We start from the raw sequence: 15464 nt of genomic DNA on the forward strand, positions 1-15464 counted from the left end.
TTTTTCAGGAGATATGCCTTATTTTTTATACCTACTATGAAAAAACTCATCTTTATTCTATCCCTTATCTCACAATGCATGGTTGCTCAGAATGTTAATTATGATGAGGCTAAAATACCTCCTTATACCCTACCTGATATTCTTACAGGAGTTGATGGCAAAAAAATTACTACTCCTAAACAGTGGGAAGCCAACCGTTCGGCATTGCTTCAGTTATTTGCCGAAAATGTTTATGGCGTTACCCCAACTATTTCAACCAGACAACATTACAAAGTACTTGAAACAAAAAACGATGCGTTGGGCGGAAAAGCTATTCGCAAACAGGTATTGATTACTTTTGATGATTATCCGCAATTAAGCGGCATTAATATGCTTCTTTATATTCCTAAAAACGTAGCCAAACCTCCTGTATTTGTAGGGTTAAATTTTGAAGGCAATCATTCTCTTGGCAATGACCCTGCTGTACTTCTTACTCAAAACTGGATGGTTGACTTTCAGAAAAACCCTGAAAGGGTAAAAGATAATCGGGCCTTAGAGGCATCAAGAGGGAAGGCAGTAGTAGAAAGCTGGCCTGCCGAAATGATGATTGACCAGGGATTTGCGATGGCTACCGCCTATTATGGAGACATAGAACCTGACCATGCCGAAGGCTGGAAATCAGGCTTGAGAGGTGCAATCGGGAGGACCGACAGCCAGAAATGGAGTGCTATGGGTGCATGGGCATGGCAACTGAGCCGAATGTTAGATTATTTACAAACCGATACCGATGTAAACAGCAAAAAGGCCATTGTGTTGGGTCATTCAAGATTAGGGAAAGCGGCTTTCTGGGCAGCAGCACAAGACCAGCGTTTTGCGGCATTTATCTCTAATGAATCGGGCGAAGGAGGTGCAGCTTTGAAAAGACGCTGGTATGGCGAAACGCACGAAATCATTAATGATAAATTCCCTCATTGGTTTTCGGGCAAATACAAAACTTACAGCAACAATATTTCATCACTTCCTTTCGACCAGCATCAGTTATTTGGTTTAATTGCCCCTCGGCCTGTGTATGTAACAAGTGCAGAAGGCGACCAATGGGCAGACCCTAACGGACAGTTTCTTTCTCTGAAAAATGCCGAACCTGTTTTTGCATTATATAGCAAAAAAGGCTTGGGAGCCGATAAACATCCCCCAGTCAATCAGCCTGTGGGCGACCATATACGTTATCATTATCGGTCAGGCAAACATGACATGAACGCCTATGACTGGGAGCAATACCTGAAATTTGCCAGAGAGGTAGTAAACAAGTAAAAATAACGAGTATTAAACAAGACATTCACAAAACAGAGGATAGTGTTTAAGTATCCTTCATAATATCCTTTTGTCATATTTTTTTACGGGTTTTACCAATTTATCTGTATTATTAAAGTTTATATCATACTCTATCTAAACACTTAACTTCATTATGCAGCTCACCATTTCTAATCTTAACAAAACGTATTCCAATGGCGTACATGCCCTGAAAGATGTCAACCTTACCATTAATCAGGGAATGTTCGGACTATTAGGCCCTAACGGTGCCGGAAAATCTTCGCTCATGCGTACCATTGCCACCCTACAAGAGCCTGACAGCGGTTCTATTAGTCTTGGGAATATCAATGTTCTGACTCAGAAAGAAGAAGTGCGTAAAACACTGGGGTATTTGCCACAGGAATTTGGCGTATATCCGAAAGTAGATGCCATTACTCTATTAAATCATCTGGCAGTACTAAAAGGCATCACAAATACTACTGAACGTAAGTCAGTTGTGGAAGCACTCTTACATAAAACTAACCTTTGGGGCGCTCGTAAGAAAAATTTAGGTGGCTACTCTGGTGGTATGAAACAGCGTTTTGGTATTGCTCAGGCATTATTAGCTAATCCGAAGCTAATCATTGTGGACGAACCTACGGCTGGTCTTGACCCTGCAGAACGCAACCGTTTTCTGAACCTGTTATCTGAATTGGGTGAAAATACAGTGGTGATACTTTCGACTCATATTGTAGATGATGTAAAAGAGTTATGCTCTGATATGGCCGTTTTCAACAAAGGTGAAGTGCTTTTTAAAGGAAGCCCTGACGAAGCGCTGAATGCGATTGTTGGTAAAATATGGGAGAAACGCATCAGCAAAGCCGAATTAAGCGATTATAAAAACAATTTCAAGGTAATATCTGAGAAACTGATTGCCGGAAACCCGATTATTCATGTGTTTGCCGAAAGCAACCCTGATGGCACTTTTGAGCCTGTTGAGGGAGATTTAGAAGATGTATATTTCTCAAAAATATTTGCTTAAACCTTATCGTTTTTACCATCATGTTAAAAGAAATACTAAGGTTTGAGTTTTCTTACAGAAAGAACCGACCTGCTACCTATATTTATTTTGGAATTCTATTTATCCTCTGCTTTGCTGCCTCAACCTCTAAATACGTGAGTTTTGAAGGAGTAGCCGGAGGTCAGATTAAAGAGAACTCACCATTCTTTTTAACCACTATGACCATCATCATGACCTTTTTTATGACTTTCATCTGTTCGGCCATTATGGGTGTGGCAGTTTTGAGAGATTTTGAACATAAAATGGAGTCACTGGTATTTAGTACAACCGTATGTAAGTTCGATTACCTCATCGGGAGGTTTTTAGGTTCATTCATTGTGATGGTACTGGTTTATTCATCTATCTGGCTTGCCCTTATGTTGGGCTTCAGCATTGGCGAATATCTGCCCTGGGAGCCCTCATGGGAAGGCAAAAAGATGCTTCCTTTCGATGCCTGGTCATTTCTACAACCTTTCATTTACTGGGGTATAACCAATATATTTATCCAGGGTGCTATCTTTTTTGCCGCAGGAGCGTTGAGCCGTTCAACCATTGTTATTTATACACAAGGTATAGTATTGTTTGTTTTGTATCAGATAACCAATACCATTCTAAGCGATATTGAAAACAAAACCGTTGCAGCTTTACTTGACCCTTTCTGTTACCGTACTTTTCAGATTTATACTGAATACTGGACACCCGCACAGAAAAACGCATTGCTGGTACCCTTTGAGGGTATAATGTTATGGAATCGGGTTATCTGGTGCAGTTTTGCCTTATTGATTCTTATCATCACTTATTTTTCTTTCAGCTATAATGTGGTGCGTAATAGTTTGTTTAAGAAAAAAGCAGTTAAAGAAGAAAAGTCAGCATTTCAACCCGACTCAATCCGTATTCCGGTAGTTCATCAGTTCAGTGGATTTGGTACCAACCTGAAACAACTCTGGAAAGAATCTGTGTTTTATACCAAAATGATTGTACGGGAAATTCCTTTTATTGCTATCATCTTTGTAGGTCTGGCAGACTTAACTATCAGTTCGTTTTATTTTGACGAAATGTACGGCACAAGCTCCTATCCTATTACGGCCAATGTAATAGGATTATTAAACAACTTCGACCTTTATTTTCTTATTATTGTTGTTTTCTATTCTGGTGAAATTATCTGGAAAGAGCGTGTTACCAATATGCACCTTATCATAGATGCCACGCCAGTACCCGACTGGGTAAATCTCTTTGCCAAATTCGTTGGTTTGTTAATCATTTATATAAGTTTGCTGCTTATTCTGATACTATCAGGCATTCTCATTCAGGCAAGTCACGGTTATTTTAATTTTGAAATCTCACTATACTTTAAGGCACTTTTCACCAATACGTTGATTTTCTTAGTGCTTTATACCTTATTGTCTTTCTTTGTGCAGGTAATGGGCAATAACAAGTTTGTAGGTTTTGCCATGATGTTCGTGTTTTTTCTGGTTACCTTTTTCTTGGGAGCTTCGGGTATTCAACATCCGCTCTTCTCTTTTGGCAGCGGCAGTTTGCGCGATTACTCCGATATGAATAAATACGGGCATTTTATTACCAGATTTTCATGGCTTAAATTCTATTGGCTCGCATTTGTGGCTTTTCTTTTTATTCTCGCTGTAGTTTTTTCGGTCCGTGGTTCAGAAGCGGTCATGAAAACGCGCTTGAGAGTAGGCAAACTGCGTTTAACCCGCCCGATTCTTACTATTGGTATTTTCTCGTTTATAGCGTTTATCGCCGCAGGATGTTATGTATTTTATAATACCAATCGACTGAATGAATATGAAACCCGTGAAGAGGGCGAAGATAAACAAGTGGCTTATGAAAAGGCACTCAAGAAATTTGAGCATCTGCCTCAGCCAAAAATCATTGACGTAAACCTGAAAGTAGAGATTTACCCGCAAACCCGCAATTTTACAGCCGAGGGCTACTTCTGGCTTAAAAACAAGACAGAAAAACCCTTAGCTGATGTTCATATTCAGAATGATATGGAACACAAGATGAAAATCGATTATCTGAAGTTTGATAATGGTGCCAAAGAAAATAAAGCTCACAGTAAGTTTGGCTATATCATTTATACGCTCAATAAACCTTTAGCCCCCGACGATTCGGTTAAGATGTCATTTAAGACCCAATTTGAAACAAAAGGCTTTGTAGCCACAGGAGGCAATACAGATGTAGTCTATAATGGGACTTTCTTTAATAATATGTACTTCCCGACTATCGGTTATAATAATAGCTACGAAATCAATGATGATGATACCCGTCGCAAGAAAAAATTACCTGAAAAAGAACGCATGATGGAGCAGAATAATCCGGTGGGCTTATCTCAGAGTTTATTTGGTGATGATGCCGATTATATCCGTTTTGAAATGGTTATTGGTACAGACAAAGACCAGACTGCCATTGCACCGGGTTATCTTCAAAAAACATGGGATGAAAACAATCGCAAGTATTTCCACTATAAAATGGATGTATCTATGTGTAATTTTTATTCAATAGTTTCGGCTAAATATGAGGTTAAAAAAGATAAGTGGAAAGATGTAAACCTGGAGATTTATTACAACAAAGGGCATGAATATAATTTAGATAAAATGATGGCCTCTATGAAAGCCTCATTTGATTATTTTTCTAAAAATTTTACGCCTTATCAGTACCGCCAGATGCGTATTATGGAGTTCCCACGATACGCTGAATTTGCACAATCATTCGCCAATACTGTTCCGTTTTCAGAAGGAATCGGCTTTATTCAGAAAGTAGCTGACCCGAAAGAAGATATAGATATGCCTTATTATGTTACGGCCCACGAGTTGGGGCATCAATGGTGGGGGCATCAGGTAGCAGAGGCCAATGTAAAGGGTAATGCCATGCTTTCAGAAACACAGGCGCAATACTCTGCCTTAATGGTAATGAAACATGCGGTTACACCTGAAATGATGCAGAAATTCCTGAAATATGAGCTGAACAGGTATTTGCAGGGTCGTGCTACTGAACGTAAAAAAGAACAACCATTGAATATGGTGGAAGGTCAGGGTTATATTCACTACCAGAAAGGCTCATTGGTAATGTTTGCCTTACAGGATTATATTGGTGAAGAAAAAGTAAACTTAGCTTTAAGAAACTTCCTTGCCGACTGGCAGTATCCGGGGCCGGACTCAAAAAACAAAAGGTATCCGACCAGTAATGATTTATTGAAATACTTTAAAGCCCAAACACCTGACTCTCTCAAAAATATCATTACCGATATGTTTGAGACCATTACTTTATTTGAGAATAAGGTGGAGAAAGTAGCATATAAACCATTGAAAGACAAAACTTTTGAAGTTAAAATAACTACTACCAACGAAAAATTCAGAGCCGATAGTTCGGGAAATGAAGCCCCGATTGCGATTAACGACTGGATTGATGTAGGGGTATATGGAACAGATAAAAACGGCGATGATAAGCTATTATACCTGAAAAAACACAAGGTTACCCAAAAGAACAATACTTTTACGATTATAGTAAAAGAAGAGCCTAAAAAAGCAGGCATTGACCCAATTAATAAACTGATTGACCGACACGCAGAAGATAACACCAAAGCGGCCGAAGAAAGTGAAGGGATTTAAAAATAAGAAAGAGGACTAACAGAAATTAGTCCTCTTTTTTATTTAAGAGAAACCCCTAAGCTGACTCCTCCTCTTAATTCAAATACGCCCAATGAATAAGAGGGTGTTACATTGGCTCTTAGAAATAGAACTCTCGGATGCGGCGGAATATCAAAAATTACTTGTTGTCTTATACCCAGAATAAAATAGCTGTTGTGCCTGATATCTCCGTTAGGATAAGCACCGAAAGTATAACCAAGACCTGTTTCACCAAACAATTCAGAAGCAATTCTTGATGGGGCAGATTTGCATTTGACATAAACCCTATTAAAAATACGTTTACGCAGGTTATTGAGAAGCAAGTTATAAGTAGCTGTTACAGGAAATGAGGCTCCGCCTCCATTATTGATATTAAATTCGTTCACTCCCCCACCTGGCAGGAAGCCAATACCACCTCTAAGACTCATAAAACTGGTTCGCCAACGAACCGGAAGATATTCATAATTAATAGATATAATAGGACTTGATGCGAAAGTTTCGACCATCAGTGCTGATGTATATCGGGTACGATACATAAGCTGTCCCTGGCTATTACTAAGAAATAGCAAAACAAATATAATGGATAGGAAATATTTCACTGATTAATTAGGAATAACTTTCATTTAAAGTGAGAGTATGTTTAAATTTTATTATTCTGGCCGAAAAGAGCAGATTTTTTAGATAGACAAGGCACATTTTGCAGATGTAGCCGGCAGCTACATCGAAAAAATGTAACGCAGTATAGCTGAAAAAGATGCCTTTGCAGGTCGAACACTAATTTTTAAACATGCTCTAAGATAAAAACATACTAAAATGTGTTCAATTCAAGAAAATTTGCTTAATTCACGGCTGAACTCTTAAAAATATTCACAAAATAAGTATTATTAGGTACACATTATCAATAAACTGTATTAAAAATTATTAAATATCCCTAAACCCTACATGGAATCTATCAAAGAAATGATCAAAATCTTTCTCGCCTTAAAAAGAGACCTTCTATCAGCATTTTATCGAAAGATTGTTGGTTACAAAACGGTAAGCACTGGTTTTTATTGCAATCTATCCCCTCTTGGTGTCTATTTTAAATAATTAAGATTTGCTTTGCTCGTTTAGAAATAAAAATAATCGAAACACTTTATCATAACTTATTTATAGGCAATTCTTATTCTCTATCAATTAACTTAACAAAACTAAAAACAATTTTAAAATGAGTATCAGGTTCAGGCTTATCATCATGAATTTCCTGCAGTTTTTTATATGGGCTTGCTGGCTCCTTACCATAGGGGCTTACTGGTTTCAGAATAAAGGCTGGTCAGGTGCAGAGTTCGGAGCAATTTTTTCTACGATGGGTATCGCTTCTTTATTTATGCCTACCCTAACAGGCATCATTGCAGACAAATGGGTTAGTGCCGAAAAATTATATGCTATTCTGCATTTATTAGGTGCAGCGGCACTAATCTATATTCCTGAGGTAAACAATCCTGGTGATTTCTTTTGGGTTATTTTGTTGGTAGTTATCTTTTATATGCCCACTTTAGCACTCTCCAATTCTATTGCCTATACTATCTTAACCAGAACTCAAACTGATATAGTCGATGATTTCCCTCCTATCAGGGTATGGGGTACGGTTGGTTTTGTAGTAGCTCTTTGGGTAATTAGTCTTACACACAACGAGACTTCGGCTAATCAGTTTTATATCGCTGCGGGAGCAGCTATAATATTGGCTATTTATTCATTTACCTTGCCTAATTGTCCACCTTTAGCAAAGGGAACCGATAAAAAGACTTTTGGCGAGTTATTGGGTCTGAATGCTTTTCTTCTCTTTAAAGACAGTAAAATTGCCTTGTTTTTTATCTTCTCTATGTTTTTAGGAGCTGCATTACAATTAACCAATGCTTACGGTGATACTTTCTTACATGATTTTGCCACTGTAGATGCCTATAAAGATACAATAGCCGTTAAGTATCCGGCTATTATCATGTCTATCTCACAAATCTCTGAAACCCTGTTTATTCTAGCTATTCCTTTCTTTTTAAAGAGGTTTGGTATCAAGCAGGTAATGCTTTTTAGTATGATTGCCTGGGTATTGCGTTTTGGTTTGTTTGCCTATGGAAATCCGGGAAGTGGTTTGTGGATGATTATCCTATCTTGTATTGTGTATGGAATGGCCTTCGATTTCTTCAATATTTCAGGTTCATTGTTTATCGAAACGCATACCGACCATAAAATACGGGCCAGTGCACAAGGCTTGTTTATGATGATGGTTAATGGGTTTGGAGCAGTTTCAGGGAGTTTAATCAGTGGTGTTATTATTCAGAAATATTTCACGCTTGCCGATGGCACCAAACAATGGGAAGGTATCTGGCTAACATTTGCGGGTTATTCTTTAGTAGTAGCTATACTTTTTGCCATACTATTTAAACACAAACACGAAAACAACCTGGTAGTTCCGAAACATTAATACGTTCTATTAATTTGCATAAAAAAGCGAGATGTGGATTGCCATATCTCGCTTTCTGTTTATTGCTTCACTAAAACTGCAACTGTGACAATCTTAAGCTAATACTTTCTCCTTTACCTTCTGGCTTTTATTACTCGAAAATATCCACAAGCCTACAAAAGTAATAAACCCATTCAGCATCAGTTTTGAGAAACCAAATTCAAATGAAAAGTAGCTAAGGCTTATTTTTTCAATGTAATAAGTTAAGATTGGTGAAGCAATACAAATAAACGGAACGTATTTATCAACGACCGGACGTTTCAGGTACAAGCCAAAGGCAAACAGCCCCAACAAAGGTCCATAAGTGTAGCCTGCAATATTAAATACTGCCGAGATTACTTCCTGATTATTTAATGCTCTGAAGATGATAATTACCAGAATAAATACACCTGTAAAGCCAATGTGTGTCCAGTGTTTGAGTTTTTGTCTTTCTTTTTCTGAGCGGTTTTCAAATTGCAGAAAGTCTACGCAGAAAGAGGTAGTAAGGGCAGTAAGAGCAGAGTCAGAACTGGCATAGGTAGCCGCAGTGATACCCAACAGGAATGTAACGGCAGCCAGTGTACCAAAATGATTACCTAATGCCAGAGCCGGATATAAATCATCTGTTTTGGCAGGGATAGGGAAACCCATTTGTTCTGAATACACATACAACAATACTCCCAAACTCAGAAAAAGCAGGTTCACAAATACCAGTACTACATAAAACCAGAACATATTTTTCTGTGCCTCGCCAATGCTTTTACAGGTAAGATTTTTCTGCATCAAATCCTGGTCAAGCCCGGTCATGGTCATGGCAATAAATGCGCCTGATAAGAAATCCTTTAAGAAATGGTGCTTATTCGCCCAATCCCATACAAAAATCTTTGAGTATGGGCTTTCGGTAACTGTGGTCAATACCTCACCTGCTGAAAGATTCAATTGTTTGCCAATCAGATAGATAGTCATAACAAGTGCTGTCAGCAAAAAGAATGTTTGTAAGGTATCAGTAATAATAATTGTTTTTACCCCGCCCTTAAAAGTATAGACAAAGATAAGCGCCATAGCAATCAGCACCGTTAGTTCAAAAGGCACACCTAAGTCTTCAAAAATAGCTAATTGTAATACCTGCACGGCTACGTACATTCTTACGGCAGAACCTACCGTACGAGAAAGCAGGAAAAAAGCCGAACCTGTTTTATAAGACCAGAACCCGAAACGTTTTTCAAGATACCCATAAATAGAAATCAGATTTAGCTTGTAGTACATGGGCATCAGTATCGTAGCAATTACCCAATAACCTACGGCATAACCTAACACAACCTGAAAATAAGAGAACTGTATTTTACCAACAGCACCCGGTACCGAAACGAACGTTACACCCGAAATTGATGTTCCTATCATACCGAATGCCACCAGATACCAGGGTGATTGGCGGTTGGCAGTAAAAAAAGTATTAGTGTCGGCTCCTTTGGCAGTATAAATAGAAATGGCAATCAGCACTAAAAAATAAATGACAAGAATGGTCAGGGCAAGCGTAGAACTCATTGATGCTTGGGTTTATTAGTTTGTTTCAATTTGGGTCAAATATCAAAACTTTTTTCGCTATAACAAAACGACTCTTTGCGAAAAATGAATTATCTTAGCATAAAAATAGACGAAATACGTATGTTTTAAACCCGTTATTTTCGTTAATGTGTAAATCATCAACAATAAAAATTGTTTATTATTAAAAATAGTAAAAGTATAGAAATGGCAACATTACCGAATCCTGAAATTGAAGTCATTGAGGAAGTAATAGAAGATATTGCAAACATTAAATTGTGGGAACTTGTAGTGTACAATGATGAGGTAAATACTTTTGACCATGTGATTGAGACTTTAATTGAGGTTTGTCAGCATTCTCCCGAACAAGCAGAGCAATGCACACTTATTATTCATTACAAAGGACAATGTGGCGTAAAATCAGGAGATTTTGAAGAACTGGCTCCTATGAGAAACGAAATTTGCAGAAGAAAAATATCGGCTGAAATCATGCTTAAATAAGGTATTTTCTTTAATCTGAATTTTATTAAATCCATTACAATAGATTAATTACATCAAAAGGTCTGAATAACGTTGAACTTCCCCTCGAAATTAATAGAAGACGCTGTCGTTGAAATCTCAAAGCTCCCCGGTATTGGAAAAAAATCTGCCTTGAGACTGGTTTTGCACTTGCTGAAAAGAGAAGAAACCCAGACACAACTATTGGCCGATGCGCTGATAGCCATGCGTACCAAAACAACCTATTGCCGGAAATGCCATAATATATCCGACGACGAACTTTGTCAGATATGTAGTTCGCCACGTCGTGACCAGAATATTATTTGCGTAGTAGAAGATACCCGCGATGTACTGGCCATTGAGAATACGGCTCAATACCGAGGATTATATCATGTTTTAGGAGGTATTATTTCACCATTGATGGGTGTGGGGCCTACTGACCTGAATATAGATTCTCTGCTGAAACGAATTGAACAAGTCGACGAAAACGAAAAAATTCAGGAGATAATTCTTGCATTAAGCCCAACAATGGAAGGCGATACCACAGCCTTTTATCTGCAAAAGAAACTGAAAGCATTTCCTGTAAAAATCAGTACCATTGCCAGAGGCATTCCGATTGGCGGAGACCTGGAATATACCGATGAAGTAACCCTCGGCAGAAGTATTCTTAGCCGGATAGCTTATGATTAGTATTTTTCAGGAATGCTAATCAATACTTCTCATCTATATGACAAATCAAGAAAAAACCGATACTTTTCCTAAACCGAAAAGTTTTCCACGCATTAAAATCTGTTGTATCAGTAGCATTCAGGAAGCAAAAGACGCTATTAGTTTTGGTGCTTCTGCTTTAGGTCTGGTAGCTAAAATGCCCAGCGGCCCCGGCCCTATTGCTGATGAGCTAATCCGTGAGATCGTAGCTACTATCCCACCCCCTGTTGCTTCTTTTTTATTAACCAGCCGCACAGATACCAGAGCCATTATTGAACACCAGCAATCGGTCAACAGTAATGTAATTCAGATTGTTGATGCTATTGCTTCGGGTACTTATGCCGATTTCAAACGTGAAATACCGGCTATCAGAATAGTACAGGTGATTCACGTAGTCGATGAAAAAAGCATTGATGAAGCACTGGCTTGTGCTGAACAGGTTGATGCACTTCTATTAGACTCCGGTAATCCAACGCTCGCCGTAAAAGAATTAGGTGGAACCGGGCGTGTACACAACTGGACAATGAGCCGTAAAATTGTAGAACAATCAAAGGTTCCGGTGTTTCTGGCAGGTGGCTTAAAAGCCGAAAATGTACGGGCAGCCATCGAAAACGTACAACCCCATGGTTTAGATTTATGCAGTAGTGTCCGAACAAACGGACACTTGGATTTGTTTAAGTTAGAAACGTTTTTTAATGAAGTTTATAAAATATAAGTCTTTATATTTGCGCCAGTCAAATTCCAGTAACAACGATTATTTTTTATCATAAATCCCTGCATAAACATGAACAGAAAAGATTTCATCAAAGCCATTGTCGGAAGCTCTTTCTTATTGAAAATGGGTGATGTGTTTGCCAGACCTGTCAGCTTCGAAGGCATGTACACATTAGCTCCTCTTCCTTACGCTAACGATGCGCTTGAACCACATATCGACAAAATGACGATGGAAATTCACCATGACCGTCATCATAAAGCATACGTTGACAATCTGAATAAAGCCATTGCCGGTACAGATATGGAGAAAATGCCTTTAGATAAACTGATAAAAGACATTAGCAAATATCCGGTTGCTGTCAGAAATAATGGCGGTGGTCATTGGAATCATACATTTTTCTGGCAAATCATGGGGCCTAAAGGGGGTGGTGCTCCAACAGGAAAATTAGCCGCAGCTATCAATAGTGCTTTCGGCAGTTTCGATAAAATGAAAGAAGAGTTTGCCAAAGCAGCTACTACTCGTTTTGGTTCGGGTTGGGCATGGTTGATTGTTGGCCCGGATAAAAAACTTAAAATCACTTCTACTCCAAATCAGGATAATCCGTTGATGGACGTAGCTACTGATAAAGGAACGCCTATTCTGGCTATCGACGTTTGGGAACATGCGTATTACCTGAAATACCAGAACAAACGTGCCGATTATATCAATGCTTTCTGGAATGTGGTGAACTGGGACAAGGTGAACCAGAATTTTGAAGCTGCCTGAACATAACAGATTCAGCTTATAAAAACAGAAAAGGATTTACCAATAGTAAGTCCTTTTTTGCGTATTATAGGCTAATATTTACTATTTTTTTGTTATATTTGCTATAAATTAATGCTTTCTTGTATTGACTCCCATGAGTGAACAAAATCCTAAGTACGATCCGCTTCAACAAAAAGAAGTTATCGATGATATGTTTGAGAACTGGTTTCTCGACTATGCATCTTATGTAATTTTAGAGCGTGCTGTACCTGCCATCGAAGATGGTCTGAAACCAGTACAACGCCGTGTGATGCACGCTCTTAAAGAAATGGATGATGGCCGCTTTAATAAAGTAGCCAATGTTATCGGCTCTACCATGCAGTATCACCCACATGGTGATGCTTCCATCGGAGACGCTATTGTTTCGATGGGGCAAAAAAATCTGTTATTAGATACTCAGGGAAACTGGGGAGATATAAGAACCGGAGACGGTGCTGCTGCCCCTCGCTACATTGAGGTAAGGCTATCTAAATTTGCCAACGACATTTTATTTAATGAAGACACTACTGAGTGGCAGATGTCTTACGATGGCCGAAAACGTGAACCCATTAATCTTCCGGCAAAATTCCCGTTGTTATTGGTACAAGGTGTTGAGGGTATTGCTGTTGGTCTTTCAACCAAGATACTTCCACACAATTTTGTTGAAGTGTGTGAGGCATCTATCGCTCACCTGAAAAAAGAAAGTTTTCAGTTATATCCTGATTTCCTGACTGGTGGAATGGTTGATGTAAGCACTTACAATGATGGCGCAAGAGGCGGAAAGGTAAAGGTAAGAGCCAAAATTGCCGAATTAGACAAAAAAACACTTGTTATTAAGGAAATCCCGTTCGGCACTACTACTACCAGTCTGATTGAGTCGATCATTAAGGCCAATGATGCCGGAAAAATAAAAATCAAAAAGGTAGAAGACAATACAGCCAAAGAAGTATCAATTATTGTACACTTAGCGCCTAATACCTCGCCTGATATTACCATTGATGCGCTTTATGCTTTTACTGAATGTGAAAACTCTATTTCTCCCAATGCCTGTGTAATTATTGACGAAAAACCTCACTTTGTTTCTATCAGTGAGATACTCCGCCAGTCTACACAGCAAACCATGCACCTGCTGAAAAGAGAGCTGGAAATCAAGAAGCATGAGTTGAAAGAAAAATTACTCTATAGTTCATTAGAGAAAATCTTTATCGAAAACCGGATTTATCGTGATATAGAAGAGTGTGAAACTTTTGAGGCAGTAATCCAGACAATTGATAAAGGTTTAGACCCTTTCAAGAAAGACTTTTATCGGGAAATTGTAGAGGAAGACATTCTACGTTTGTGCGAAATCAAAATCAAACGTATTTCTAAATACGACTCTTTCAAAGCCGACGAATTAATGCGTCGTTTAGAACAGGAATTAGCTGAAGTAGAGGATAATTTATTGAATCTTGTACGCTATACCATCAGTTTCTTTAAAGACCTGTTGAAAAAATACGGCAAAGGACGTGAACGTAAAACCGAAATCAGACAGTTTGGGGCAGTACAGGCAACTGTGGTAGCAGCTAATAATCAGAAATTGTATGTTGACCGTGAAGGTGGTTTCATTGGTTATGGTCTTAAAAAAGATGAGTATGTAATGGACTGTTCTGATATTGATGATATTATTGCTTTCAAACGTGACGGAAAGTATGTAATTACCAAAATTCAGGAAAAAGTCTTTGTTGGTAAAGACATCATCTATTGTTCGGTATTCCGTAAAAACGATGAACGTAAGATTTACAATGTTGTTTATTCCGATGGTAAATCTGGGGCATCTTATGCCAAGCGATTCTTTGTAACAGGCATTACCCGCGACAAAGAGTATGACGTTTCAATGGGAAATCCAAAATCTAAAGTGTTGTATTTTACAGCCAACGATAATGGAGAGGCCGAAACTGTTTTTGTAAACCTGACAGCCAACTCTACGGCCAAGAAAAAACAATTAGATTGGGATTTTGCCACCCTTGCTGTTAAAAACAGAAGTTCTATGGGGAATCTCATCACCAAGTTCCCTGTCAGAAAAGTAGTGCTTAAATCAACAGGTAAATCTACTTTAGGTGGAGTTGATATCTGGTTCGATGCCGTTATCGGTAAACTGAACAGGGACGAGCATGGCTTATACTTAGGAAACTTTGACTCCGAAGACAGAATATTGGTTCTCTATAAAGACGGACAATACGAACTCACCAATTTTGAGCTCACCAACCGTTATGAACCAAGAGAAATTTCAAAAGTAATAAAGTTCTCTCCTGACAGAATTATCTCTTGTCTATATTTCGAAGGTGAAAACAAAACTTTCTATATCAAACGCTTCAAAATTGAGACAACTACTATTGATAAAAAATTCCTCTTTATTACTGATACCAAAAACTCTCGCTTATTGGCGGTAAGTACCGACAAATACCCACGTGTATCGCTTAAAACGAAAGCTGATAAAAAAGCACCGATTGAAGTACAAGCTATTAATGTCGATGAATTTGTAGAAGTAAGGGGCTGGAAAGCCATCGGCCAGAAACTGAATGTTTATGATGTAGTGGAGGTAAAAATGCTTGACCCTAAACCTGAAGAGGTGGAAGAGAAAAAAGTAGCAGTACCGGTTCAGGAAGTACAAGCTGAAACTCAACAAGAAGTATCAGACGATACAGAAGGCCAATTAGCCTTGTTTTAATAGAAATTGAACGATACATGTAAGAGGGAAAACCGAATTTCCCTCTTCATTATTTA

At 38.5% G+C, this 15464-nt stretch carries 11 protein-coding genes; 9 read left to right on the top strand and 2 right to left on the bottom strand.

Annotated features, from left to right (window positions below; genetic code table 11):
- Positions 1-36 precede the first annotated feature (36 nt).
- The 3 genes from EWM59_RS06760 to EWM59_RS06770 all read left to right on the top strand — a co-directional run bounded on the left by EWM59_RS06760 (position 37) and on the right by EWM59_RS06770 (position 5958).
- The gene (locus EWM59_RS06760) at positions 37-1290 is read left to right on the top strand and encodes a glucuronyl esterase domain-containing protein (protein ID WP_130020185.1); all 1254 of its coding nucleotides are present in this window, start codon (positions 37-39) and stop codon (positions 1288-1290) included.
- A 154-nt stretch (positions 1291-1444) separates the two neighbouring features.
- On the top strand, positions 1445-2311 hold the full coding sequence (locus EWM59_RS06765; protein WP_130020186.1) for an ABC transporter ATP-binding protein: 867 nt from the start codon (positions 1445-1447) through the stop codon (positions 2309-2311).
- A gap of 20 nt (positions 2312-2331) precedes the next feature.
- A complete protein-coding gene (locus tag EWM59_RS06770) occupies positions 2332-5958 on the top strand; it encodes an ABC transporter permease/M1 family aminopeptidase (protein ID WP_130020187.1) in 3627 nt (1208 codons plus the stop codon).
- A gap of 38 nt (positions 5959-5996) precedes the next feature.
- Here EWM59_RS06770 and EWM59_RS06775 read toward each other — a convergent pair whose 3' ends face one another.
- A complete protein-coding gene (locus EWM59_RS06775) occupies positions 5997-6512 on the bottom strand; it encodes a hypothetical protein (protein WP_130020188.1) in 516 nt (171 codons plus the stop codon).
- Positions 6513-7183: 671 nt separating this feature from the next.
- Here EWM59_RS06775 and EWM59_RS06780 point away from each other — a divergent pair.
- Complete coding sequence (locus EWM59_RS06780; RefSeq protein ID WP_130020189.1) at positions 7184-8437, top strand: nucleoside permease; 1254 nt, start codon at positions 7184-7186, stop codon at positions 8435-8437.
- 93 nt (positions 8438-8530) lie between these two features.
- Here the strand turns inward: EWM59_RS06780 and EWM59_RS06785 are convergent, their stop codons facing one another.
- Positions 8531-10000, bottom strand: a complete 1470-nt coding sequence (locus EWM59_RS06785; RefSeq protein ID WP_130020190.1) for a sodium:solute symporter — start codon at positions 9998-10000, stop codon at positions 8531-8533.
- A 204-nt stretch (positions 10001-10204) separates the two neighbouring features.
- Between EWM59_RS06785 and EWM59_RS06790 the strand changes: the two genes are divergently transcribed.
- The 5 genes from EWM59_RS06790 to EWM59_RS06810 all read left to right on the top strand — a co-directional run bounded on the left by EWM59_RS06790 (position 10205) and on the right by EWM59_RS06810 (position 15408).
- Positions 10205-10498, top strand: coding sequence for an ATP-dependent Clp protease adaptor ClpS (locus tag EWM59_RS06790; protein WP_130020191.1), 294 nt, complete (start codon positions 10205-10207; stop codon positions 10496-10498).
- Between the two features lie 72 nt (positions 10499-10570).
- The gene (recR, locus tag EWM59_RS06795; RefSeq protein WP_130020192.1) at positions 10571-11185 is read left to right on the top strand and encodes a recombination mediator RecR; all 615 of its coding nucleotides are present in this window, start codon (positions 10571-10573) and stop codon (positions 11183-11185) included.
- Positions 11186-11222: 37 nt separating this feature from the next.
- Positions 11223-11918, top strand: coding sequence for a phosphoribosylanthranilate isomerase (locus tag EWM59_RS06800; protein ID WP_130020193.1), 696 nt, complete (start codon positions 11223-11225; stop codon positions 11916-11918).
- 69 nt (positions 11919-11987) lie between these two features.
- Entirely contained in the window at positions 11988-12683 is a 696-nt protein-coding gene (locus EWM59_RS06805; protein WP_130020194.1) for a superoxide dismutase, read from the top strand.
- A 133-nt stretch (positions 12684-12816) separates the two neighbouring features.
- A complete protein-coding gene (locus EWM59_RS06810; protein WP_130020195.1) occupies positions 12817-15408 on the top strand; it encodes a DNA gyrase/topoisomerase IV subunit A in 2592 nt (863 codons plus the stop codon).
- Positions 15409-15464 lie beyond the last annotated feature (56 nt).

This window comes from Emticicia agri, from assembly GCF_004168285.1.
GTDB classification, from domain to species: Bacteria; Bacteroidota; Bacteroidia; order Cytophagales; family Spirosomataceae; genus Emticicia; species Emticicia agri.

Excerpts from the sequence above, each read along its gene's own strand:
- EWM59_RS06780 (WP_130020189.1), top strand. The coding sequence starts at position 7,184 with ATGAGTATCAGGTTCAGGCTTATCATCATGAATTTCCTGCAGTTTTTT.
- EWM59_RS06785 (WP_130020190.1), bottom strand. The coding sequence starts at position 10,000 with ATGAGTTCTACGCTTGCCCTGACCATTCTTGTCATTTATTTTTTAGTG.
- EWM59_RS06760 (WP_130020185.1), top strand. The coding sequence starts at position 37 with ATGAAAAAACTCATCTTTATTCTATCCCTTATCTCACAATGCATGGTT.
- EWM59_RS06770 (WP_130020187.1), top strand. The coding sequence starts at position 2,332 with ATGTTAAAAGAAATACTAAGGTTTGAGTTTTCTTACAGAAAGAACCGA.
- EWM59_RS06800 (WP_130020193.1), top strand. The coding sequence starts at position 11,223 with ATGACAAATCAAGAAAAAACCGATACTTTTCCTAAACCGAAAAGTTTT.
- EWM59_RS06775 (WP_130020188.1), bottom strand. The coding sequence starts at position 6,512 with ATGTATCGTACCCGATATACATCAGCACTGATGGTCGAAACTTTCGCA.
- EWM59_RS06790 (WP_130020191.1), top strand. The coding sequence starts at position 10,205 with ATGGCAACATTACCGAATCCTGAAATTGAAGTCATTGAGGAAGTAATA.
- EWM59_RS06810 (WP_130020195.1), top strand. The coding sequence starts at position 12,817 with ATGAGTGAACAAAATCCTAAGTACGATCCGCTTCAACAAAAAGAAGTT.
- EWM59_RS06765 (WP_130020186.1), top strand. The coding sequence starts at position 1,445 with ATGCAGCTCACCATTTCTAATCTTAACAAAACGTATTCCAATGGCGTA.
- EWM59_RS06805 (WP_130020194.1), top strand. The coding sequence starts at position 11,988 with ATGAACAGAAAAGATTTCATCAAAGCCATTGTCGGAAGCTCTTTCTTA.